Here is a 23,447-nt window from a genome sequence, read left to right as displayed (position 1 = left end):
TCACCGTCGCCCACGGCGACTCGACGGGGGAGGAGCTGACCGGCGACGGCCTGCCCACCGGTGCCGTGTCGTCCTCGGCAGAGCCCGGCACCGACACGACGGCACCCTCGCGGCGGGCTGCGCGCGGGCAGGGCGAAGCTCCGGCCCCGGTAGCAGCGGTCGCTCAGCGCCCGACGCTCACCAGAGAGCGCACCACCCCGCGCACCCGACGCCGAGAGGGGAAGAAGATCGAGATCCCGCACGGCGGGAAGAAGAAGAGCCAGGGGACGGCGCTGCGCCGTCCTCTGCGCCCGAGCATCCGCGGGTGGCTCGGTCGCGGCGGTGGTGAAGCCGTCAACGTCACGGCCGCTGATGAGTTCCGCGGGACGACCGTGCAGGTGTGCGGGCTGTACCCGTTCTCGGTCGGGACGGGTACGCCGATGATCGGGGTGCCACTGGGGAAGAACCTCTCCACCGGCGCCTCCGTCTGCTGCGACCCGATCAGCTGGTTCCAGCGCGCGAACCTCATCAGCAACCCGTCGATGTTCGTGCTCGGCAAGCCCGGCCTGGGGAAGTCCTCGCTGACCCGCCGCATGGCCTCCGGCCTCGCCGGGTACGGCACGATCCCGCTCGTGCTGGGCGACCTCAAGCCGGACTACGTGGATCTGATCGAAGCCCTCGACGGGCAGGTCATTCCTCTCGGCCGTGGCCGCGGGTACCTGAACATCCTCGATCCCGGCGAGGCGTCGGAGGCGGCGCAGCGCCTCCGTGACGAGGCCGACCGCTCGCTCGAGCGGGCCGACGAGCTCGCGCACCAGGTCGACGCGCTCGGCGTCTCCGACGACACCGCGGCGATGATCGCGGAGGTCGGCCGGCTGCGCAAGCACGCCGCGAAGGTGCAGCGCCTCGCGCACCAGGTCCTCGCGGACGCCCACGGCCGCCGGCACACGATGGTCGCCGCGCTCCTGACGATCCTCCGCTCCCAGCCGCCGAGCGACCGTGAAGAGACGATCATCGACCGGGCGCTGAAGTACCTGGACGAGCACCACCAGGGCGTGCCGGTCCTCGCTGACCTGCTGCGCGTGATCCAGGAGGCACCGGACGAGATTCGTCAGGTCGCGTTGGACCGCGGCAACATCGAGAAGTACAAGGACGTCACCGAGAACCTCGAAGCCTCCCTCATCGGCCTCACCACCGGTGGACGCCTGGGCGAGGTGTTCTCGAAGCAGACGACCACGCCGATGCGCCGGGACCGGCCCGTCGTCTACAACGTGTCCTCGATCGACGACTCCGAAGGCGACCTCCAGGCCGCGATCCTCCTCGCCTGCTGGTCCGCCGGCTTCGGGACCGTCAACGTCGCGGCCGCCCTCGCGGACGCGGAGCTCGAACCGCAACGGCACTACTTCGTCATCCTGGACGAGCTGTGGCGGGCGCTACGCGCGGGCAAGGGCATGGTCGATCGCGTCGACGCGCTCACCCGCCTGAACCGTGCGCGCGGCGTCGGCCTGGCGATGATCAGCCACACCATGTCCGACCTCCTCGCACTGGCCTCCCAGGAGGATCAGATGAAGGCGAAGGGCTTCGTGGAACGCTCCGGCATGGTCATCTGCGGCGGCCTCCCCGGCGCGGAAATGCCGCTGCTGACCTCGGCCGTGCCGATGTCGATCGCGGAACAGGGGATGCTCACCTCCTGGCAGGACCCGCCCGCCTGGGATCCCGTATCCGGGCACGAGTCCGAGCCTCCCGGCCGCGGCCGCTTCCTGATCAAGGTCGGCGGACGTCCCGGTATCCCGGTGCGCGTCGAACTGACCGCAGCAGAGAAGGAGGTCAACGACACCAACAAGCTCTGGCACGCGACCTCCCGCGCCGGCCGCGCAGCGGAGCCACTGCCCACCGATCCCGTGAACGTCGAGATCCTGCCGTGAGCGTACTCGTCGCACTCGGCGCGAGCTGCGTCGCGGCCGGCGCCGCCGGCGCCGCGATCATCAGCGCGATCCGCGCCCGCCAGCGGACGGCGGACCGCGACCGGTTCCTGCTCACGATCTGCTGGACCGGCGTCGGGCTCATGGCGAGCTTCGTCGCCTGGGACCAGTGGGACCGGGTGATCGCGTGAGCTGCCCGTCGACGCTCGCCTTCGAGGGCTACCGCTGGACCTGCCAGCGGTCCGCTCCGGGGGAGCACGGCTTCCACACGACGGATCTTCCCGTCTCCTTCGCGGAGCGGGGCCTCGCGGTCCTCTCCTGGGGGACCTCGCACCAAGCAGCCGCCGACGACTGCACCCCGCAGTGGACCGGCCCGATCTACACGGAGGAGTCCGCATGAGCGCCACCGCCAACAACCGCCGCCGCGAGCCCGGCAAGGCAGGCAACGACGGCCTGATGCTCGGCGCCGCCCTCGCGGCGATCGCTGCGATCGGCATCGTCTGGGTGGCCGTCGCGGTCGGGTCGCAGCTCGACGGCGTGAACGACGGCCTGCCCTCCGATCCGTTCGAAATCATCTCGGGCCTGTTCCGCGGCCGAGTGGTGTGGTCGACGTCCGCAACGATGATCGCCGCGGCCGCCGTCGCGGTCATCGTCCTTGTCGGCCTCTGGCTCGTGTGGATGCGCTCACTCGGACGGAAGAACCGCTCAAGCGTCGACCACGCCGCCCGATACATGGCGACGCCGCGCGATCTGGCGCCGATGATGCGCAAGGAAGCGTTGAAGAAGTCCGCCCGCCTCGGTGTCGCTGAGAACCCCGGCGTCCCGGTGGGGCGGCTGCACCTGGGGAAGCAGATGCTCTACGCCTCGTTCGAGGACATGATGCTGCTGATCGCCGGCCCGCGCGTGGGCAAGTCGACCTCCCTCGTCATCCCCGCGATCATGGCCGCCCCCGGCGCCGTGGTCACGACGTCGAACAAGCGCGACGTGCTCGACGCAACCCGCGACGTGCGCGCCGCCAAGGGCCACGTGTGGGTCTTCGACCCGCAGCGGGTCGCGTTCGAGGATGCGACCTGGTGGTGGAACCCCCTCTCCTACGTCACCGACGACACCAAGGCCGCGAAGCTCGCGACGCACTTCGCCTCCGGCACCCGGGCGATGAACGCGAAGACCGACGCCTACTTCGACGGCAAGGGCCAAGAGCTGCTGTCCGACCTGCTGCTCGCGGCCGCGGCCGGGAACCGGCCGATCAGTGACGTGCTGCTCTGGCTGACCTCCGTCGAGGACGAGACGCCCGTCGAGCTCCTGCACGACAACGGCTACCCGACGAACGCGCGAGCGGTCCGCGGCATCATGAACACCGCTGAGAAGGCCCGCGATGGGATCTACTCGACCGCGCAGGGCATGGCGGTGTGCTTGAAGAGCGCCGCGACCGCCGACTGGGTGAACGCCCGCCCGAACGACACCCGCCAGCAGTTCGTCCCGGAGACGTTCGTCACGTCGACCCAGACGCTGTACTCGCTGTCGAAGGAGGGCGCCGGCACCGCCGGACCCCTCGTCACTGCCCTGACCGCCGCGACCATCGAGGCCGCTGAGGAGCACGCCGCGCGCTCCCGCGGAGGCCGGCTGGCGACGCCGCTCGTCGCCGTTCTGGATGAGGCCGCGAACGTGTGCCGGTGGAAGGATCTGCCCGACCTGTACTCGCACTACGGCTCGCGCGGGATCCCGATCATGGCCGTGTTCCAGTCCTGGTCGCAGGGCGTCGGCGTGTTCGGCAAGGAGGGCATGCTCAAGCTGTGGTCCGCCGCGAACGTGAAGCTGTATGCCGGCGGCGTTGCGGAAGACGAGTTCCTGCGCACCCTCTCCGAGCTGATCGGCACCTACGACAAGGAGACCACCTCCGCCAGCTACAACAAGGGCGTGCGGTCGACCACCTCGGCGCTGCGCCGAGAGAAGATCCTCGAAGTCGCCGACCTCACCAGCATGGGCCGCGGACGCGCGATCATGCTCTCCTCCGGCTCCCGCGCCGCCCTCGTCGACACCGTGCCCTGGTACAACGGCCCGAAGGAGCAGGTCGCCGCGATCAACGCCTCCATCGCCGCCCACGACGCCAGCAGCGGACCGGCGAACTCCGCGCCGGTGTCGCCCGTCGTGACGGTCATACCTCCGCTCGAGGCGCAGCCAGCGGCGGACGTCGACGTGGACCAGGACGCGACTCTCCGGGGTGAGCGATGAGCGACGAGGACCTGTTCGACGTCGACACGGATGCGTTCTCGGCCCCGGTTCGACCCGTCAATTTGCACCCCGTCGAGGCGGAGGCTGAGGACGAGGAAGAGGTGCCGGCGACGTACTTCGGATCCGCCGACGAGTGGGTCCGGAAGTTTCTCCGGCCCTCTTACCGACGCCGGGTGACGGCAAAGGGCCAGGCGGCCGGCGATCGGTGGGCGGCTGAGTGGTGGAGCAGCGTCGAGGCGCTGACCCGCATCGAAGCCCTCTGGCGGATGTGGGAAGAGATCCGCACCAGCGCCGGCTCACTCAGCGCCTACTGGATCAACCACCTCGACCCGCACATGCGAGTCCTGCTCTCACCCAGCGGACCGTTCGCAACGTCAACTGACGAGAACCGGCCAGGCGACATGCTTCCCTACACGGCACCGCCGACCGGGATGTTCCCGCCGGACGCGCAGGTCTGATGTCTGATCACCGAAGAAGCCGTGACCTAAACGTCGGAAGAGCCGATCAACTCGAAGACGCCGTGACCGAATCCTTTGACCGACGCGGTGTTCCTGCTGAGGGTGACTCCCTCACCTGTGAGCAGGACCGCTGACGCAGCGATGCTGAGGTCGACGCTCGCCGCCTCTCGACGAGGGTTGATGACGACGAGGTGGGTGCCACCGCGAAGATAGGCGAGGGGGTATCCCGCCGCCAGGATCTGTCGCGACGCATTGGTGCGCAACGCAGGCGTGCTTCGACGAAGCATGACGAGCTCGCGGACGAAGTGCAGGAGCGAGTTCGGATCGGCCAGCTGCTTCGCAACGGTCGGCCGGGCTGGGTCGGGATCCTGCGGCAAGTAGAGGTCGGCTGTCGGCGCCGTGGAAAAGCCTGCGTTGGGGAGCCGGTCATCCCACTGCATGGGGGTGCGGCAGCCGGCGCGGTTGAAGCGCGGGTCCCAGACGCTGCCCTCGGTGTCCGGGAGCCCGTCGAGGTAGCGCATGCCGATCTCATCGCCGAAGTAGATCGACGGGATCGATCCCCAGGTCAGGAGGAAGAGGAAGGCGGCACGCAGCTGCTCACCTGTGCGCGAGCCGGCGGAGAGGCGGGAGAAGTCGTGGTCGGCGGTTGGCAGGACGAGCAGTCGATCGGCGCCGACCTGCTCGACGCGCGGGAAATCAGGCCCCTCCTCGCCGAGAGCGCCCGCGGCATCGAGTTCGCTCCCGCGACCGCCGAGGTCGCTGCACCGATCATCAATCGGATCGGGCTCACGACCGGACTCGAGCGGCTGACGCTCCTCCTCGAGCTCCTCACGCTGCTCGCTCGCTCACCCGCCGGCGACCGCACCCCGCTGGCGACGGAGTTCTTCATGCCGCAGCTCGACGACCGCGCGGCCGCGATCGTCGACATCGTCCTCGAGTACGCCTTCGCCGGCCACGCCGGCCAGGTCAGCGTCGGCGAAGCAGCGGACCTCGTCGGCATGCACGAGGCGACGTTCTCGAAGTACTTCAAGAAGGCCACCGGCCAGAACTTCAGCGAGCTCATCCGCAAGCTCCGCATCGCCCACGCAGGGCGCCTCCTCACGACGACGACGCTGTCCATCGCGGCGGTCTGCTACGAGGTCGGCTACACCAACCTCTCGAACTTCAACCGGCAGTTCCTGGCCGAGAAGGGCGTCACACCCCGCCAGCACCGACGGGACGCCGGGGAGGCGTCAGCGTAGGCGACGGCGGCAGCAGCGACCGCAAACTGCCATGCCTCTCCAGGTGCGCGGCACCTACCCTGACATAATCTCAATTATTGGAGAGCTTTCCAACGGAGGGAGAAGTCTCCGTCCTGCCGTTCGCTCAAGCTGGAACGGGTGTTGCACCACCCTTGAATGCGCCGCGGTAGCGGGCGGCGGGGTGTCGTGAGTTCACCCGCGCCGACGCCGTCAGCCGCTCGCGCAGTCCGCCTGGTTCGTAATGCGACCGTGCGAGCCCACGCGAGCGCAGCACGGGCATCACCTGATCCACGAACTCGACGTAGCTGTCCGGCAGTGTCCAGTGCGCCAGGTTGATCCCGTCCACGCCTGCGTCGCGCAGCTCCGATAGTCGGTCCGCAATCTGCTCGGGTGTGCCCACTACCCGCTGGTGACGGCGCACCGCGAGTTGAGCGAGGTCAGCGACGGTCGCGTCGCGATCGGGCAGCAGCCGGATCATCGACTCGAGTGTGCTGCGGTTGCCGTTGGTGGTGATGTCGCGCAATCGCGCGTCTGGTGGGAAGGGAGTGCCGTCGGCCTGGTCGACGCTGAGCCCGGCGTGCAGCAGGTGAGCGTCGACGCTCGTCAGGGCGTCCAGCTCGACTTCGCGCTCGCGGGCCTCGCGCTCGGTGCTGCCGACCACGACCGAGAGCGGTGAGAAGAACAGGACGTCGTTGCCGCGGCGCCCGGCCGCCTCCGTGAGCGCGCGGGTCGAGGCGATCAGCTCGCGGGTCTGCTCGATCGTCGAGCCTCCGACGAACTGCGCCTCCGCGTGCCGGGCCGCGAACGCACGCCCGGCGGGGGAGGAGCCGGCCTGGAAGAGGAACGGCGTGCGCTGCGGCGACGGCGCCGACAGGTGCGGCCCCTCGACCCGGTAGCTCTCGCCGACGTGGTCAATCCGGTGCACCGACTCGGGCCGGGAGTAGGCGCCGGACCGGTCGCGCACCGAGGCGTCGTCGTCCCACGACCCCTCCCACAGCTTGTAGACGACGTCGAGGTACTCCTCGGCCTGCGCGTAGCGGGCGTCGTGCTCGGTCAGGCGGTCGAGGCCGAAGTTGCGGGCCGCGTTCTCCTGGTAGCTGGTGACGATGTTCCAGGCGACCCGGCCCTTCGAGAGGTGGTCGAGGGTCGACATCCGCCGGGCGAACTCGAACGGGTGCGCCTGCAGGATCGAGCTCGTCATCGCGAGGCCCAGGTGCTCGGTCGAGCCGATCAGCGCGGCCAGCAGGATCGACGGGTCGTTGTTGGGCAGCTGCAGGCCCTCGCGCGCGTTCACCTCGAGCGAGGCGCCGACCGCCCCGTAGGTGCCCACGACGTCCGCGAAGAAGATCGCGTCGAACACCCCGCGCTCGAGCGTCCGCGCCACCTCGACCCAGTGCCCCAGGTCCTCGAACGCGCCGGGCCGCGATCCGGGCCGCCGCCACTGGCCGTGATGGATGTGCGAGGGCGTGTTCATCACGAACGCGTTGAAGAGCAGGGGACAGGGATCGCGGGTCATGCGGACTGCTCCTCGGCGGTGACGGTGCTGCGGAAGTCGGTCTCGGGCTCGGTGCCGTTGAGGAGGTAGGCGCCGATGGCGGCCTGGCGGAAGACCGCCGGGTTGTGCGAGGCGATCGTGCGGGCGTTGCGCCAGTGCCGGTCGAGCCCCGACTCGGTGAGCACCGCGGAGGCGCCGCCCACCTCGAACAGGCGCGAGGTCACCGCGACGATGTCGGCCACCGCGATCTGCTGCGCCTCGAACTGGCGGATCTGCACCCGCACGTAGTCCCGGGTGCGCTCGGCCTCGTCGGCGTGCTCGCGCTCGCGGACGGCGGCGTAGTCGCGAGCCACGTCGTGCACGAGGGCCTCGACCGCGGCGACCCGGCTCGCCAGCTCGCCGACGACCGACTGCACCCGCGGGTCCTCGCGGGGCAGGCTCTCGCCCGCGACGCCGAACGAGCGCGAGCGCCCGCGGACGAAGCGGAGGGTGTCCTCGAGCGCGGCGCGACCGATGCCCGCCATCGTCGCCTGGAGCAGCAGGTGCAGCAGCAGCCGGAAGTCGAGGGTGTACCAGTCGGGCTCCTGCAGCACGCGGTAGACGTTCTCGTCGTCCAGCGGCACGTCGGCGAAGACGGTGGTGCCGCTCGCGGTGAGGCGCTGGCCGAAGCCGGTCCAGTCGTCGAGCACCTCGACGCCGGGCGCGGCGGTCGGCACGACGGCACCGTAGCGCTCACCGGAGGGGTCGAGGGCGCCGGTCCAGGTGTAGTCGGCGTAGAGGGTGCCGGTCGTGTAGAACTTGCGGCCGGTCAGTCGCCACCCGCCGCCGTCGACCGGGACGAGCCGCGCCTCCGTCGTCGTCGCGGAGCCCTTCTCGGCCTGCGAGTTGGCGAACAGCGCGCCGGCGGCCGCGCGCCGCAGCCAGGTCTCGTCGCGCGCGGTGCCGCCGACGAGGAAGCGCTCGACGAGGCCGAAGTGGCCGCGCAGCGCCTGCGGGAGGTTCGGGTCGGCCGCGCCGAGCTCGACCAGGAGGGTGAACAGCTCGGGCAGGGTCGCGCCGCCGCCGCCCCACTCGACCGGCACGCGCAGCGCGGTGAAGCCGGAGTCGACGAGCGCGGCGATCTCGGGGTGGAGCAGGCGGCGCTCCCGCTCGCGGACGAGCGACTCCGCGCCGACGTCGGCGATGACGGCGCGGAACCGGGCGAGGTCGGCCGTGCTGAGGCTCATCGGGCGGCCTCCGTCGTGCCTTCGCCGGTGAACGCGCCGCGGAACGCGCGCGCGGGGTGCTCGTCGGGCAGCTGGTCGCGCCCGAACAGCTTCTGCCGGAGCGTCCCCGGGGTGTACTCGCGCTGGGCGAGCCCGCGCTCCTGCAGCACCGGCGTCACGTGGTCGACGAACTCCTCGAAGCTGCCGGGCAGGATCCAGTTCATGACGTTGATGCCGTCGATCCCCGCGTCCTGCCACTCGGCGAGGCGGTCGGCGATCTGCTCGGGCGTGCCGACGATCCGGCCACGCAGCTTCGCCGCGAGGGTCGCCAGGTCACGCACCTTCGGGTCCGGGTCGGGTGAGAGCTCGCGCATCCACTGCAGGTGGCTGACGTTGGTGCCGGTCGAGAGCTCCGAGAGCGGGGTGTCCGGATCGAGCGGCTCGCCGGTCCTCGGGTCGAAGGCGAGGTTGCTGTGCAGCAGGAAGCCGTCGCTGGAGAGGTACTCGTCGAGCTCCGCGGCCTTGCGTTGCGCCGCCTCCTCGGTGTCGCCGGTGACGAAGGCGAGGCCGAGGAAGAAGGCGAGATCCTCGGCGGAGCGACCCGTCGCGGCGGCCTTGGCGCGGGTCTGCTCGATCAGCGTGCGGGTCTTGTCGATCCCGGGGGTGAGCACGAACTGGCCCTCGGCGTGCCGGGCGGCGAAGGCGCTGCCCGCGGGGGAGGATCCGGCCTGGAAGATCACCGGCGTGCGCTGCGGCGACGGCGGGCTCTGGTGCGGGCCGGCCACGCGGTAGCGCTCACCGACGTGGTCGATCCGGTGGATCCCGCCCGCATCGGCGAAGACCGCGTCCTGCGGGTGGCCGAGCGCCTTGTCGCGCTTCAGCGCGTCGTCGTCCCAGGAGCCCTCCCAGAGCTTGTAGACGACCTCGAGGTACTCCTCGGCCCAGCGGTAGCGCTCGTCGTGCTCCTCGAGCCCGTCCGCGCCGAAGTTGCACGCGGCGCTCTCCTGCGCGCTGGTGACCACGTTCCAGCCGACCCGGCCGCCGGAGAGGTGGTCGAGGGTCGAGACGCGGCGGGCGAACTCGAACGGGTGCGCCTGCAGCACCGAGGAGGTGAAGACCAGGCCGAGGTGCTCGGTGACCGCCGCGAGCGCGCCGAGCAGCACGGAGGGGTCGTTGCTCGGGAACTGCAGGCCCTCGCGGGCGTTGACGGTGTAGTCGCCGCGCGCCGGTCCGTAGAGGCCGAGGACGTCGGCGAAGAAGACCGCGTCGAAGCGGCCGCGCTCCAGCGTCCGGGCGAGGTCGGTCCAGAGCGCGAGCGAGGTGAACTCGTGCTGGCGCGCGTCCGGGTGCCGCCACAGGCCGTGCTGGATGTGCGACGCGGTGTTCATCACGAAGGCGGAGAAGCGCAGGGGCTTCGGGGCGGTGCTCATCGGGGCTCCTCGGCAGTGGGCGAAGTCGGCGCGGGGACCGCGGTCGTCGGGCTCGCGGGGTGGTCGCTCAGCAGCCGCCGCCCGGGCACGGCGTCGAGCAGCTCGCGCACGTAGTCGGTCCGCGGCGCCTCGAACAGCTCGCGCGAGCCGCCCTGCTCGACGACCCGGCCGGCGCGCAGCACGACCACGTCGTGGGCGAGCCGGCGGACGGTGGAGAGATCGTGCGAGATGAACAGGTACGAGACGCCCTGCTCGCGCTGGATCCGCTCGATCAGCTGCAGCACCCGCTCCTGGGTGATGACGTCGAGGGCGCTGAGCGCCTCGTCGAGCACCACGAGGGAGCTGCGCGGAGCGAGCGCCCGCGCGATGGCGACCCGCTGGCGCTGGCCGCCGGAGAGCTGACCCGGCCGCTTGTCGATCGCGCCGTCCGGCAGCGAGACGGCGTCGAGCAGCTCCTCGACCCGGGCGCGGCGCTCGCGCGGCGGGACGGAGCCGGCGATCGGCTCGGCGACGATCCGCCCGACGGTCCAGCGCGGGTCGAGCGCCGAATCCGGATTCTGGTAGACGAGCTGCACGGTGCGCCAGAGCGCCAGCCGGTCGCGGCCGGAGACGGTCGTGACGTCCTGTCCGCCGAGGTGGACGGTGCCGGCGCTCGGGTCGAGCAGGCGGAGGATCATCCGCGCGGTCGTCGACTTGCCGGAGCCCGACTCGCCGACCAGCGCGAGTGTCCGGCCCTGCGCGAGCGAGAACGAGACGTCGTCGACGGCGGCGACCGGGTCGCCTCCGCGCCGGCCGGGGAAGGTCTTCGAGAGGCCGCGCACCTCGAGCACCGTGTCCGAGGAGGCGGCGGAGGCGACCGGCGTGGGAGCGGTCTGGGTCGCCCGGGCGTGCGCGATCAGCTCTGCGGTGTAGTCGACCGCGGGGGTGCGGACGATCCGCTCGACCGGAGCGTCCTCGACCAGGCGGCCGCGCTGCAGCACCAGGGCGCGGGAGGCGTGGTCGGTCGCGAGCGCGAGGTCGTGCGTGACGAAGAGCACGCTGGTGCCGTGCTCGGCGGCGAGGCGGTCGAGCACGCGCAGGATCTGCTTCTGCACCGTGACGTCGAGCGCCGAGGTCGGCTCGTCGGCGACCAGCAGGGCGGGGTCGAGACCGAAGGCGATCGCGATCAGGATGCGCTGCTTCAGGCCGCCCGAGAGCTCGTGCGGGAACTGAGTCAGCCGGTCGGCGGCCCGCGATACCTCCGCGATCTCGAGCAGCTCGATCGAGCGGGCCCGGCGCTCGCTGCGCGAGAGGCGCTCACCGCGGATCGCGAAGATCTCGGCGACCTGCGCGCCGATGGTGAGCACCGGGGTGAGGCTCGAGCCGGGGTCCTGCGGGATGAGGCCGACGCGGCGGCCGCGGATCCGGCTCCAGCGCGACTCCGAGAGCCGCGTCGTGTCGGCGCCGTCGACGAGCAGCCGGCCGGCGGTGACGCGCGCGCCGGTCGGCAGCAGCCCGGTCGCTGCGTTCGCGATGGTCGACTTGCCCGAGCCGGACTCGCCGACCAGGGCGACGATCTCGCCGCGGCGGACCGAGAACGAGACGTCGTCGAGCGCGCGGACCGAGCGGCGACCGACGCCGTAGTCGAGGGAGACGCCCTCCAGCTGCAGGGCGGGGGCGGGGGTTGCGGGGGAGCCGGCGGCGTCAGGCACGGGTCGCCTTTCCGAGGTAGCGGCTGAGCACGCCGAGCGCGACGACGACGACGAGCACGAAGGTCCCGGGCAGCGCCGTCATCCACCACGCGTTGGCCAGGTAGTTGCGGCCCTCGGCGATGATCAGTCCCCACTCGGGCGTGGGCGGCGGGGTGCCGAAGCCGAGGAAGCCGAGCGCCGAGACGGCCAGCACCGCGGCGCCGAAGTCGACGACGGCAAGAGCGACGAGTGCCCCGCTGATCGCGGGCAGCACGTGGCCGGTCAGCTGGCGGAGGTAGCCGGCGCCGGCCAGCAGGCTCGCCTCGAGGTAGTCGAGCGAGCGGACCCGGAGGACCTCGGCCCGGGTCACCCGCGCGAACAGCACGACCGAGCCGATGCCGACGCCGATGCCCAGTGACACCGGGCCCGCGCCGTAGGCCGAGACGACGAACAGCGCGATCATGAACGCCGGCAGCGCGATCAGGGCGTCGATCACGCGCATGCTCACCGACTCCGCCCACGAGCCGAGGGTGCTGGAGACGATGCCGACGAGCGTGCCGAGCACGAGCCCCACGACCACGGCGAGGCCGGCGGTGAGGGCGGTCTGGCTCGTCCCGTAGATCATCCGCGCCAGCACGTCGCGGCCGAGGTGGTCGGTGCCGAAGGGGTGGGCGAGGCTCGGCGCGAGGAACACCTGTGCGGAGTCGCCGGTCAGCGGGTCGGAGGAGGTGAACCAGCCGGGCGTGATCAGCCAGAGCACGACGACGACGATCAGCGCCGCCGAGAGGATCGTGGCCGCCCCGGGGACGGGCAGGCTGCGGAGGAGGCCGGCGCGGCGGTCGTCCGCCGTCCGGGTGAGCTCAAGCGCCAAGGCGCACCAGTCCCTTCTGTCCGCGGGTGCGCAGCACGCGGGGGTCGAGCACGGGCGCGATCAGGTCGAGCACGAGCGTGCTGACCACGACCACGAGCGTCGTCAGCAGCACGAGGCCCTGCACGAGCGGCACGTCCTGCGCGATCACCGCCTTCAGCAGCACCGAGCCGAGGCCCGGACGGGCGAAGACGGTCTCGGTGATGACCGAGCCGGCGAGGAGGATCCCGAGGGTTGTGCCGATCACAGCGGTGGTCGCGCCGAGCGAGGAGCGCAGCACGTGCCGGAGGAAGACCCGCAGCGGCCGGGCGCCCTTGGCCCGAGCGGTCTTCACGAAGGCGAGCTCGGACGCCTGCTCGACGCCGCTCAGCAGCACCTGCGCGATCGGCGCCGACACCGGGATCGCGAGCACCAGGGCCGGGATGAGCAGCGACAGCAGCGACCCGTCCGGGAAGAGCGAGAGGATCCGCAGCTGGAAGGAGAACACCTGCAGCACGATGATCCCGAGCCAGAAGACGGGGACCGAGCTGAACAGCGACGGCACGGCGACCACGAGCGACTTCAGCCGCGGCGCGTCGATCAGGAACGCCGCCGCGCTGACACCGACGGCGATGACGATGCTGAGCAGCAGTCCGGTCGAGGCCAGCGCCACGGTGCTGCCGACGACGTCGCCGATCCGGGTGAGCACCGGCTGGCCGGTGGAGAGCGAGAAGCCGAAGTCGCCGCGCAGCAGGTTCGCCAGCTGCAGCAGGTACTGCTCGTACCAGGGCTTGTCATAGCCATAGAGTGCGCTGACCTGCTGGATCAGCGCGGGGTCGGCTCCGGCGTCGCCGGCCAGGAAGATCGTGACGGGATCGGACGGCAGCAGCTGCACGACCGCGAAGACGATCGTGTACGTGAGCCAGAGAACGAGCACCGCCTGACCGGCCCGGCCGGCGAGATACCGGAGCACCGCGGCTACCTCTGCACCCAGGCTTCTTGGAGCAGCGGAGCGGTGCCGCCGTCGAAGCTCACGTGGACCCCGGCGCCGACGGCGTGCACCTGCACCTCGTCCCAGAGCGGCACGAGCAGGTTGGTGCCGAGCACGAGGCGCTCCTGGATGTCCGCGAGGACGTCGTCGCGGGCGGCGGGGTCGGTCGCGGCGCGCTCGGTGGCGAAGAGCCCGTTCAGCTCGTCGTCCGAGACGTAGGTGTTGGTGTTGCCGGCGGCGCTGAACAGCGGGCCGAGGCCGCCGAGGTAGAACTGGCGCGAGCCGATGGCCGGGTAGGCCGGGTCGCCGAGGGCGGTCGCGAGGATGGCGCTGTCGCCGGCGTTGTTGGTCAGCTCGACGCCGAGCTTGCGCCACTCCGACTCGATGAACTCGAAGGCAGGCTTGATCACGACGCTGCGCGGGCTGGCGGCGACCGACAGCTCGAGGCGCTGGCCGTCCTTCTCGCGGACGCCGTCGGAGCCGACGGTCCAGCCGGCGTCGTCGAGCAGCTTCTCGGCCTCGTCGGCGTCGTAGGCGAGGTCGTCGCTGAGGTCGACGAAGCCCGGGGCGGAGCGGTTGAGCACCGAGCCCGAGAGCGGGTAGCTGTCGCTGAGCACGGTCGACTTGAGCGCGTCGCGGTCGAAGCCGATCTGCAGCGCCCGGCGGACGGCCTGGTCGGAGACGACCGGGGCGTCGCCGCGGAAGGCGAGCCAGTTGGCCGTGAGCTCCGGAGCCTGCGCGACGGCGAGCTCGATCCCGGAGGCGGCCGCGGCGGCCTCGTCGGTCGGCTGGATGCCGCGCGAGACGTCCGCCTGGCCGGAGGAGACGGCGCCGACGCGCAGCCCGACCTCGGGGATCGCGCGGAAGGTGACCTCGTCGAGGTGCGCGGCGCCGGTGTTCGTCGAGATCGACGACGGCCAGGCGTAGTCCTCGCGCTTGTCGAAGACGATCTCCTGATCCGGCACCTGCGACTCGAAGACGAAGGGGCCGGAGGCGACGATCTTCGAGATGTCGGCCTGGCCGGCGTAGTCCAGCGCGAGCGTCGAGGTCGAGACCAGGCTCGCGGTGGAGGCGGCGGTCGCCTTGAGGAAGTCGGCGTTCGGCTCCGAGAGGCGCACCACGACGGTGTCGTCGCCGGTCACCTCCGAGCTCGCGTAGCCGATGAAGTCGCGGTTCTTCACGATCTTCTTCGCCTCGTCGCCGAGGCCGAGCTGGTCAAGGTTCGCCTTGACCGCCGCGGCGTCGAGCGGAGTGCCGTCCGAGAAGGTGACGCCCGGGCGGATCGTGAAGGTGAACTCGGTGTTGTCGGAGTTCACGCTCCACTCGGAGGCGATCCACGGCACCACCTCGCCGGTCTCCGGGTCGAAGGCGGTGAGCCGGTCGGCGATGGTGCGGAAGACGTTGGACTGCGTGTAGTTGAAGCCCTTCTGCACCTGGAAGTCGGTCTGCAGCTCGATGTCGGCGAAGACGAGCGAGCCGCCCTCGACGGGCGTGCCGGAAGCGGAGGAGGCGCCGGGCTCGTTCGCCGCCTGAGCGGTGCAACCCGCGAGCACGCCGGCCACGAGGACGGCGCCGATGGCCGCGGCGAGGCGCGAGCGGGACGGGGACGAGAACATGCGGACTCCTGAACGACGGGGGCGATACGGCCTCCGCCAACCTAGGAGTTCACACAGATAACCGCTTCTGTGGCGTAACACGACGCCACGGAACACACACGAGCCGCGCCTCAAGACGAGGCTTCACTCCGGCGGTCGGACTTCTAACTGCGAGTTCGCCGAAGAGGTCGCTAATACGGAACCAAATACTGAACAAACCGCACCTATTACAAGCGCGGTGGGAAGCGCTGGGGGGAGCGCGCAAGCCCTGTACCGCCCTCGATGGGCTTGCGTACCGTCGCTAACGACCCGCACCACTTTTCGAGGCACCGGACCGGTGCAGAACAGGTGACAGCACATGACTCGCGAGCAGAACATCGCCGCCCAGCAGGCCTTCGGCGAGGCGGTCAACGCCGGCGACTTCGCCGCGTTCGACGCACTCGTCGCGCCCGACTCGGTCGATCACGACCCGGCGCCCGGCCAGGCACCCGGCCCGGAGGGATACGCCGCGTTCTTCGGCGACCTGCGGACCGCGTTCCCCGACATGGCGCTCGAAGTCGAGAAGCTCGTCGCGGACGACGACAGCGTTGCATTCGCCTACACGCTGACCGGCACGCAGACCGGTGTGTTCCAGGGCCACGCGCCGACGGGCAAATCCGTGAAGATCCGCGGCGTGCAGATCAGCACCTTCGTCGACGGCAAACTCGCCGAGCGCTGGGGAAGCAGCGACGAGCTCGGCATCCTCACGCAGCTCGGCCTCGCACCCGGCGCCTAGCCGGCGGTACTCCGACGGGTTCCGAGGCTCGTGTGCACCCACACCTCGGAGCCCGTCGAGCGGAGTCTCTTCGAGACATACTGACATAACGTCGATTATCGGCGACTGCCGGAAGTGGCATCAGGTCCACTCGGGCGCGTGCTGCCGGCAGTGACGCGACCGCAGTGGGTTAGACCGCGGCCTTGCCGCTTCGTGACGGTGGGCCATGCTTGCGTGATGATGAACGCAGTGGAGGCCGCCCTACTGAGCTCGACGGACTCGATCATGAGTGGGCCATGGTTGCTCAACAAGGTCATAGACGTTGGAGTCGCCATCGTCTCTACCGTCCTTGGAATCATCCTCATTTTCGCGGCAGCGCAGCCGAGAGTCGAGTTCGGGGACGTCGTTTCTCGTTCGCGAAGGGGCAAGGGTCTGCGATATGGCCTACAAATCAGAGGTCTGGGGCGTATCCCAATTCAGGAAATGCGGGTGTACGCAGCTCTTCTCGTTCCTACTGTGAGGCAGACGACAGTTTTCGTGCCTCTCTCCCGAGACCTATGGACAAATGTTCGCCGGCGAAAAAATAAGGAGAAATGGCGAGCGGTCCCACGACTACTTCTAGATGACGTGGAGTGGAAAAAGGTACTACCCCCCGGCCTTCCCAGGCCCAAAAAAGGTGCGCAGCTCGAGGAAGTGATGCGGACGCTCAACGCTGATCTGCTGGTTCGCGTAACTGCTACATCGTTCCTATTCGCCGTGACGGCCATTCGCATTCGGCGCTACTCCGTAGACGAGATCCACGACTGGGATGCAAGAAACTGACGTTATATCAATAATCGGATATTGTGCCCAGCGGGGAAGAGCCGGTCTGGTCATCAGCAGCTGCACCTCGGGGACTGTTGACCCCGGTCACACCTGCCGGTGTGGTCAAGCGCCCTCAGCGGGGAAAAGAGCCCGTAGCGCTCTTGATCCCAAAGTCCGGATCGACTTCTGCGGTCGTCAGCCTGCTACCCAGTCTCGGGACTTGCCACCTCCCTGGTGAACGCATCGACGATGGAGGCCTCGTCGGGCAGCGCTGCCTGGGCTTCCTCGGAGAGTTCGTAGCGGCTGACCGCGACCGGCTGAGTGGTGGAGGCCAGGGCGTAACGGACGACCGCGTCGTTCTTGTCAGTGACGACGAGGATCCCGACTGTCGGTTCGTGCTTGCCGAGGACGCGCAGCTTGTCGTCAACGAGGGCGACGTAGAAGCCGAGCTGTCCCGCATCTCGCGGATCGAACTTCGTGGTCTTCAGCTCGACGACGATGTAGCGGAGCTGGTCGACATGGAAGAACAGGAGGTCGACGAAGAAGTCGTCGCCGTCGACCTCGAAATGCACCTGCCGACCGACGAACGCGAACCCTGGCCCGAGTTCGCGGAGGGTGTCCGCGATGCGGACGACCATGCGCTCCTCCAGCTCTCGCTCCGTGGCGTCGCTGTCGATCGCGAGGAAGTCCAGCGCGTACGGATCACGAGTGATCTGCTGAGCGAGTTCAGAGTCGATCGGCGCGAGGGTGCCGGCATAGTTGCTCGGCGCTGCAGCTTCTCGCTCATGCAGCCGAGTCTTGATCTGGTGCCCGAGGACCGGTCTGCTCCAGCCATGAGCGACGTCCTTCGCGGCGTACCACTCGCGCAACTCTTGGTCGTCGAGCTTGTCGAGGAGCTCGGTGATGTGACCCCACGGCAATTGTCCAACGGGTCGTTGGACAATTGCGTCCTCGTCCGGCCACGCCGCCGCGAAGCGTCGCATGTAGAAGATGTTCGCGCGGGAGAACCCTTTCATTGAGGGGAACTCCGCCCGCAGATCCTCGGCGAGTCGCTCGAGGACGCTGCTTCCCCACGGCTCCCGCTGCTGACGCTCGAGAATCGTGGAGCCGATCTGCCACCACAGTCGCAGCAGCTCCGTGTTCACCTTCCGCTGCGCCTGGAACCGAGCAGCATGAACGTGCCGCTTCAGCTCGTCCAGAGTTGCGCGGTACTCACTCGGAATCACTGCCGTCATGTCGACCACGCTCTCATACCGCCACTGCGGCCGACGGTTCGCTCATTGAGACGCCCTCGACTGGATTGCCGACAGGAACTAGCGCGCCTGCTCGCTGCGTTCCGGTGATCGCGCAGCTGAACGACCACGGCTGGTCTTCGGCACGTTCACACGTCCGGACTGTGCAACCGCCTCGCTCGCTGGCCGGCCCTGGGCGACGTCGGCGCGCATGCGTACGTCGATGACGTCCTGCGGGATCCCGTGGGCCTTCATCTCGTTCGCGGTGGCCGTGCGACGAGTGGCGCTGTCGTACGACAGCTGGCTCTCGGAGCGCAGCGCATTTGCTCGCCCCTCGGCGCCAGCCGGAACGGCGTAAGTGGAACGATCACTCTGGGAAGGCAGGGGCTCGTTCCGAAAGTAGGCGGCCTCGTCGCGGTTCTCCGCGGCGTTGCAGCAGTTCCGGGGTCATCTTCGTTGTTCCGCCGGCGTCCGCCTGGCGATCGAATCGGTCTGCCTCGTCCAACAACACATCCACGCTCTCGTCAACGTCGCCGCGGTCGAGAGCTGCTTGGAAGCGGTCGTCAAACCTGTCGAGCCGGACGGCTTCCGCCTCGGCCGCGAACTGATCGAGATGTACTGCCTCGACGTCGGCCGAGATGGACTGGTTGAGGTTTTTATCGGCGGCAGCGAGCTCGGAGGCTGCGGCGTTATCGGCGGCGGTCAGCGCGCCGGCGCCGTCCCGGTACAGCTGCGCCTGAGCGCGGGCGTCGTCCGCGAGGGCGCGCAGCTGGTCGGGCGCCTGCTCGGACGTTCCGCCCTCCTCGGCTTGCGCCTCGTACTCGCGAGCATGCAGCTCGAGCGCGGCCGCCTGATCGATGTTCTCTTGCCCGTTCCCCGCTCCGCCTTGATCGGTCGGGGCGGCCGGCTCGTCCCGGGCGGCGTCGGCGCGGCGCTGGTCGGCGTCCATCATCCCGGCGACGGCGGCGGCCTCGACGGTCGTCTCGACGGTTTCCGCCCGTCCTGCGTCGACGGCCGCGCGCTGGTCCTCGGTGAGGAGCTGCGAGAACTTTCCAGCGATCGCAGCGTCCACACGCAGTGCCCAGCTATCTCAGCTCTAGCTTGAGGCCGAGCGCCTGTGCCACCTTCGCGATGGTCGCGGTGGTCACGTCGTTGTTCGCTTCAACACGTGCGATCGTAGGGCGTGACACCCCTGACTTCTCACCAAGCTCTGCCTGGGACCACCCCTGCTTCTTCCGGGCGTCGCGGATAACGTCGCCTAAACCGGGCTGACCCGCCTCGTACATGCTCAGTCCCCTTCCGTATCGAAGCCCGAATCTGCGGCGGATCGGTGCTGAGCATGGAGCGCGTCCGCCGCGATGTCAGTGATTCGACCGATGAAGGCAGGGTCGGTTATGTACGACTGGATCTCCTTGGACTCGTTGACCGTCTTGAGGACCGCAAGCCCGACGGCACCGTTGAATCCCTCGGACGCCTTGAGCTGGGCGAGGGTGTTGTTCTTCGCCATAGCCACGGCCTCCTCGTTGGCGTCGAGGAAACCCCAGAACGTCGTGATGAAGCCGGACACGCTCCCCGGGCTTACGTCGACGCCCTTGGCCTTGAACATCTCGTTGACCTTGTCGATGGCCTCATCGAGCGGGCCGCGCCTCGGCGCGGCGCTGCCGCCGTACTCGCCGTCAAAGATGGGGAGCTCGATGCCATCGCCGCTGCCTTCGCTGATCGAGTGGTCCTCCTCGATGGCGGACGGGACGAGCTTCACGCCTGAGAGCTGCACCCCCTCGAGGAAGCTGTCGTCGCGGTCGTCGCCGTCGGCGTGGAGGTTCCGGCCGAGCAGCGTCGCGAGGATGGCACGGCGGTGCATCTCGGGGTCCTGGTAGTCGACGATCTGGCTGAGGAATTGCCAGGCGTTCCGGTATCCGCGCACGTCGGCGCGGAACGCCTCGAGCTCCTTCTTCCGCCGCTTGTCCTTCGCTACCACGGCTTGACGCCACTGACCGGTCCAGCGGTGCTTGATCGGGGACACTGCCTTGGCGATCGCCTCGCCGCCGGCGTCTTGGAGGAAGGCGTCGGCAACCGCGTCCATCTCATCGTGCGTGTAGAGCCCTGCCGTGTCGAGCCGCTCCCCCACGGTGATCAGCGCATTGGGGTCGACGTCGCCGTCGACGTGCGCGTCGGAGTAATACAGCTTGAAGTCCGCCTGGACGCTCGCCGGCGTGTTCCGGAAGTCGACGACCATCGGCGCGGTCTTGCCCGGGTAGATGCGGTTCAGCCGGGACAGCGTCTGCACGGTCGCGACGCCGGAGAGCTTCTTGTCGACGTACATCGCCATGAGCCGCGGCTCGTCGAAGCCCGTCTGGAACTTATTTGCGACGATGAGGACGCGGTAGACGCCCTGCTCGCGGAACGCCCTGCCGACGTCACTCACTCCGTTGACCGAGACCTGGGTGACGCTCTCGCCGTCCTCGTCGGTGAGCGAGCCGGAGAACGCTGCGAGGGTGTGCAGGTCGTAGCCCTTCTCGGCAATGTAGGCGTCCATTTTTCGCGACCAGCTCAGCGCCTCCATGCGCGAGCTGGTCACAACCATGGCGCGAGCCTGCCCGCCGAGCAGCGGCTGCACGTTCCGCCGGAAATGCTCGACGACTACCCGCACTTTCTGCGCGATGGCGGTCGGGTGCAGCCTCGCATAGCGGACGATGCTGGAGACAGCCTCACCAGTGTTGACCTGGATCTCGCTTTCCGACTCTTCGCCCTCCAAGGTGTTCTTCACCCGGAGGAACATGTCGTAGGTCGAGTAGTTGGTGAGGACGTCGAGGATGAAGCCCTCTTCAATCGCCTGGGCCATCGTGTACGTGTCAAATGCCTCCCAGCGATCCCCAACCTGGGTGCCGAACAGCCGGAGAGTCTTTCCCTTTGGCGTGGCGGTCAAGGCGACGAAGGTGATGTTCGCCGACGCCGCGATGGCCGAGTCCTTAGCGGCGAGTAGGTCATCGGCGCTGATCTCTTCGTTGGGGTCGGTCTCGACGTCCACAAGTAGCTCCTTGAGCTGCTTGGCCGCGGAGCCCGACTGCGACGAGTGAGCCTCGTCCGCGACAACGGCCCAGCGCCGGCCCCGCAGCTCCTCGGTGCCTTCGATGAGCTTCATGACCTCGGGAAAGGTCTGCAGGGTGCAGGTGACGATATGGTCGCCCTCGAGAAGTGCCCTCCTAAGCTGTGGAGACTTCGCCCCCGACTTCTCGCCCACGGCCACGACGAGGCCCTTGCTTGACTGCACGAGCTTCATGTCGTCGCGGATGTTCTCGTCCAGGACCGTGCGGTCCGTGACGACGATGACTGAGTCGAAGGTCGACTCTGAGTCGGCGCTCATGTGCCGAATCAGGCGGTGGCTGAGCCACGCGATGGTCTTGGTCTTACCGGAACCCGCGGAGTGCCAGACCAGGTACCGCTTGCCCGGGCCGTTCGCCTCGATGTCGGCGACCACGCGCTCGACGGCCCGCAGCTGGTGGAACCGTGGGAAGACGAGCCGGCCGGCGTCCTTCGTGCCGGACTTGCTCGGCTCGAAGAGCGCGAAATCCTTGAGGATGCGCATGAAGGTCGGTCGCGCAAGGGTCTCGCGCCAAAGGTAGTTCGTCGACGAGCCGCTCGCCGACGGCGGATTGCCCTCATGGCCGTCGTCGCCCTGGTTGAACGGCAGGAAGACTGTGTCGCCGCCCTGCAGCTTGGTCGTCTTGTAGACGAGGTCATTGGACACCGCGAAGTGGACCAGCGCGCGTCCGGGCGCGAGAAGCGGGCGGCTCCTGGCGGGCTTGCGGTCTTCCTTGTACTGGCGGATCGCGTGGTTGACCGTCTGCGTGTTGTCGGTCTTCAGCTCGAGCGTCACGATCGGCAGCCCGTTGGCCAGGAGCACCACGTCGATGCTCTCGTTGGTCTTCGTGTCAAAGCGCACCTGGCGCAGGATCCGCAGTCGGACGGCCGCAGCTGCCTCGACGACCTCGGTCAGGTTCGGATTGGCGGGAGGGAAGGCCATCATCGGGCCGAACTTCGCCGTTGGATGGCCGATCTGAGCGTAGGAGAAGCCCTTGCGAAGCACACCGAGGAGACCTCCAACCGGGTGCCCAGTCGTCGGGTCCATCCGTGTCGTCTTGGCGAGTTCCTTGGTGACGTGGTCGAGGAGCTTGCGCTCGGCGTTGGCACGCAGCTCACCGGCCAGGTCGCCCGGGACGGCCTTCTCGTACTCGTCCGGGTACTGCATGGCCAGCCAGTGCAGCGCGTCGGCCGGCACCATTGCTAGGCCGACGTCCCAGCCGGTCGGCTTGCCGTTGTCCTCGTACAGCCAGCCTCGTTCGGCCAGCTCGGAGCAGAGGTTGCCCTCGAACTCCAGCTCCATCAGCTGCGCGTGGCTCATGCGACTTCCTTCTTGCCGGTGACGACGTCGGTGATGAGCGCGGCGCGGCGCTCGAGGAGCAGGGACTTGAGGTCGGCGACCTTCGCCAGCATGGCGTCGACGTGCGTGGTCGCCGCGTCGAGCTCGTCGGCGATCCTGATCTGCTCATCGAGGGGAGGCAGCGGGACCGGGGTCGCGTCCAGCACCGTCTTCGTCACGCGCTGAGCGTTCGGGCGGACCCCGGTCGCGATTGCGGCGAAGTAGTCGATGTACCGCGAACACCGAAAGAGATGGTGGACGTAGCGGGGCTCGAAGCAGTCGGAGATCCAGAACGCCTTGTAGTCCGGGCTAATGTACCCGGTGACGGACGAGACTCCAAGGCCACCGTGATTGAGCCACATCATGTTCGCCGCGAGCTGGCGGGGTCTCACCACCCGGTACATCGAGACATCGAGCGACGCCTGCTGACCCTCCGTGCGGGTGTTCAGCTCCACTCCCCGGTACTCGGAGATCGAGAGCAGCGGACCAGGCGGGTCGTCGCCATTTCGCTCGGTGCTCTCGACGAAGTCGTATCCGAACTTCGTTCGGCCCCAATGGTCGGGGATGCCGGACAGCGGTGAGTGGGCATCCGATCCATCAGAAGCATGAGAAGAGCGAAGGCCAAGTACTAGCCTCGTAGTCGATTCAGCTGCGCGGCTCTGGAGCGCATGCGTTAATTCCTTCAGGCCGCCGATCATTGCGTCAATCTCTCCGGTCTCACGGTCGAGGTAATCGGAGATGGTACGCTGGCTATCGAGGTCAAGATCAGGAACTTTTACTGACAGCACGTCGTTGGACGAGAGGTGTTTGACCGTGGTCGACGGGGTGAGCTCGTTGATCGCCCGCAGTTCCGCTGGCATCACATACGCGACGTAGCGCGGATCACAGTTTGCCCTCGCCCTCAGCAAACAAAGTCGCTGGTTGAGGGCCGCCTCACCCCTATCCCACAGGCGAACATTGAAATCGCCATCCATTCCGACGACGACGTCGTTTTTTCTCAGCAAGACATGTTGTGGCACCGAAGCTCGAGGTACGAACGTCTCGAACTCCGTACTGAGCAAGTCGCGGATTCGCACGAGTGGCATTTCACCTTCAGACACGAAGGAATCCGACTTGAACGGAAATCCGTTCACGAGATCTACAAACTTTCCGATCCGCACGGTGGTCACTAC

General features: G+C 68.7%; 21 protein-coding genes. 8 read left to right on the top strand and 13 right to left on the bottom strand.

The genetic code is table 11. The features are described 5' to 3' along the window. The first annotated feature begins 296 nt into the window (after positions 1-296). Genes C5C54_RS13645 through C5C54_RS13625 form a run of 5 tightly spaced genes read left to right on the top strand, consistent with a single transcriptional unit; the run spans position 297 to position 4,591 of the window. The gene (locus C5C54_RS13645; protein WP_258063336.1) at positions 297-1,904 is read left to right on the top strand and encodes an ATP/GTP-binding protein; all 1,608 of its coding nucleotides are present in this window, start codon (positions 297-299) and stop codon (positions 1,902-1,904) included. Further along, the gene (locus C5C54_RS13640; RefSeq protein ID WP_104288559.1) at positions 1,901-2,092 is read left to right on the top strand and encodes a hypothetical protein; all 192 of its coding nucleotides are present in this window, start codon (positions 1,901-1,903) and stop codon (positions 2,090-2,092) included. The genes C5C54_RS13645 and C5C54_RS13640 overlap by 4 nt, the downstream gene beginning before the upstream one ends. Further along, positions 2,089-2,301: a hypothetical protein gene (locus C5C54_RS13635; RefSeq protein WP_104288558.1), complete on the top strand. Its 213-nt coding sequence runs from the start codon at positions 2,089-2,091 to the stop codon at positions 2,299-2,301. Before C5C54_RS13640 ends, C5C54_RS13635 begins: the two co-directional genes overlap by 4 nt. Continuing rightward, positions 2,298-4,133, top strand: a complete 1,836-nt coding sequence (locus C5C54_RS13630) for a type IV secretory system conjugative DNA transfer family protein (RefSeq protein ID WP_104288557.1) — start codon at positions 2,298-2,300, stop codon at positions 4,131-4,133. The genes C5C54_RS13635 and C5C54_RS13630 overlap by 4 nt, the downstream gene beginning before the upstream one ends. Next, the gene (locus C5C54_RS13625; protein ID WP_104288556.1) at positions 4,130-4,591 is read left to right on the top strand and encodes a DUF4913 domain-containing protein; all 462 of its coding nucleotides are present in this window, start codon (positions 4,130-4,132) and stop codon (positions 4,589-4,591) included. Before C5C54_RS13630 ends, C5C54_RS13625 begins: the two co-directional genes overlap by 4 nt. Positions 4,592-4,617: 26 nt before the next feature. On the opposite strand, the gene C5C54_RS18380 is transcribed toward C5C54_RS13625, so the two are convergent. After that, positions 4,618-5,112 carry a hypothetical protein gene (locus tag C5C54_RS18380; protein ID WP_104292861.1) on the bottom strand — a complete coding sequence of 165 codons (495 nt, stop codon included), beginning with the start codon at positions 5,110-5,112 and terminating at the stop codon, positions 4,618-4,620. Between the two features lie 114 nt (positions 5,113-5,226). Here C5C54_RS18380 and C5C54_RS13620 point away from each other — a divergent pair, with 114 nt between their 5' ends. Beyond that, positions 5,227-5,832, top strand: coding sequence for an AraC family transcriptional regulator (locus C5C54_RS13620; protein WP_258063334.1), 606 nt, complete (start codon positions 5,227-5,229; stop codon positions 5,830-5,832). A gap of 124 nt (positions 5,833-5,956) precedes the next feature. Here C5C54_RS13620 and C5C54_RS13615 read toward each other — a convergent pair whose 3' ends face one another. The 7 genes from C5C54_RS13615 to C5C54_RS13585 are packed head-to-tail and all read right to left on the bottom strand — an operon-like array spanning position 5,957 to position 15,086. After that, entirely contained in the window at positions 5,957-7,348 is a 1,392-nt protein-coding gene (locus C5C54_RS13615; RefSeq protein ID WP_104288555.1) for an NtaA/DmoA family FMN-dependent monooxygenase, read from the bottom strand. Further along, the gene (locus C5C54_RS13610) at positions 7,345-8,553 is read right to left on the bottom strand and encodes an acyl-CoA dehydrogenase family protein (protein ID WP_104288554.1); all 1,209 of its coding nucleotides are present in this window, start codon (positions 8,551-8,553) and stop codon (positions 7,345-7,347) included. The genes C5C54_RS13615 and C5C54_RS13610 overlap by 4 nt, the downstream gene beginning before the upstream one ends. Further along, entirely contained in the window at positions 8,550-9,962 is a 1,413-nt protein-coding gene (locus C5C54_RS13605) for an LLM class flavin-dependent oxidoreductase (protein ID WP_104288553.1), read from the bottom strand. The genes C5C54_RS13610 and C5C54_RS13605 overlap by 4 nt, the downstream gene beginning before the upstream one ends. Continuing rightward, complete coding sequence (locus C5C54_RS13600) at positions 9,959-11,653, bottom strand: ABC transporter ATP-binding protein (RefSeq protein ID WP_104288552.1); 1,695 nt, start codon at positions 11,651-11,653, stop codon at positions 9,959-9,961. The genes C5C54_RS13605 and C5C54_RS13600 overlap by 4 nt, the downstream gene beginning before the upstream one ends. Next, the gene (locus C5C54_RS13595; RefSeq protein ID WP_258063333.1) at positions 11,646-12,503 is read right to left on the bottom strand and encodes an ABC transporter permease; all 858 of its coding nucleotides are present in this window, start codon (positions 12,501-12,503) and stop codon (positions 11,646-11,648) included. Before C5C54_RS13595 ends, C5C54_RS13600 begins: the two co-directional genes overlap by 8 nt. After that, complete coding sequence (locus C5C54_RS13590; protein WP_104288551.1) at positions 12,493-13,452, bottom strand: ABC transporter permease; 960 nt, start codon at positions 13,450-13,452, stop codon at positions 12,493-12,495. Before C5C54_RS13590 ends, C5C54_RS13595 begins: the two co-directional genes overlap by 11 nt. Before the next feature lie 5 nt (positions 13,453-13,457). Then, positions 13,458-15,086 carry an ABC transporter substrate-binding protein gene (locus tag C5C54_RS13585; RefSeq protein ID WP_104288550.1) on the bottom strand — a complete coding sequence of 543 codons (1,629 nt, stop codon included), beginning with the start codon at positions 15,084-15,086 and terminating at the stop codon, positions 13,458-13,460. Between the two features lie 337 nt (positions 15,087-15,423). On the opposite strand from C5C54_RS13585, the gene C5C54_RS13580 reads away from it, so the two are divergent. Then, positions 15,424-15,840, top strand: a complete 417-nt coding sequence (locus C5C54_RS13580; protein ID WP_104288549.1) for an ester cyclase — start codon at positions 15,424-15,426, stop codon at positions 15,838-15,840. 216 nt (positions 15,841-16,056) lie between these two features. Further along, positions 16,057-16,641: a hypothetical protein gene (locus tag C5C54_RS17660; RefSeq protein ID WP_146078840.1), complete on the top strand. Its 585-nt coding sequence runs from the start codon at positions 16,057-16,059 to the stop codon at positions 16,639-16,641. A 185-nt stretch (positions 16,642-16,826) separates the two neighbouring features. On the opposite strand, the gene C5C54_RS13575 is transcribed toward C5C54_RS17660, so the two are convergent. The 5 genes from C5C54_RS13575 to C5C54_RS13555 form a co-directional block, all read right to left on the bottom strand. Beyond that, positions 16,827-17,858, bottom strand: a complete 1,032-nt coding sequence (locus C5C54_RS13575) for a YhcG family protein (protein WP_104288586.1) — start codon at positions 17,856-17,858, stop codon at positions 16,827-16,829. A gap of 364 nt (positions 17,859-18,222) precedes the next feature. Continuing rightward, complete coding sequence (locus C5C54_RS13570; protein ID WP_104288548.1) at positions 18,223-18,927, bottom strand: hypothetical protein; 705 nt, start codon at positions 18,925-18,927, stop codon at positions 18,223-18,225. A gap of 13 nt (positions 18,928-18,940) precedes the next feature. Beyond that, positions 18,941-19,141, bottom strand: coding sequence for a helix-turn-helix domain-containing protein (locus tag C5C54_RS13565; protein ID WP_104288547.1), 201 nt, complete (start codon positions 19,139-19,141; stop codon positions 18,941-18,943). Between the two features lie 2 nt (positions 19,142-19,143). Next, the gene (locus C5C54_RS13560; protein ID WP_104288546.1) at positions 19,144-22,257 is read right to left on the bottom strand and encodes a type I restriction endonuclease subunit R; all 3,114 of its coding nucleotides are present in this window, start codon (positions 22,255-22,257) and stop codon (positions 19,144-19,146) included. After that, the gene (locus C5C54_RS13555) at positions 22,254-23,444 is read right to left on the bottom strand and encodes a restriction endonuclease subunit S (protein ID WP_181127897.1); all 1,191 of its coding nucleotides are present in this window, start codon (positions 23,442-23,444) and stop codon (positions 22,254-22,256) included. The genes C5C54_RS13560 and C5C54_RS13555 overlap by 4 nt, the downstream gene beginning before the upstream one ends. Between the last annotated feature and the right edge of the window lie 3 nt (positions 23,445-23,447).

This window comes from Rathayibacter sp. AY1F2, from assembly GCF_002930885.1.
Classification (GTDB): Bacteria; Actinomycetota; Actinomycetes; order Actinomycetales; family Microbacteriaceae; genus Rathayibacter.
Note: the sequence above shows the minus strand (reverse complement) of the source record. Positions and strands in the feature narration are given on the sequence as shown.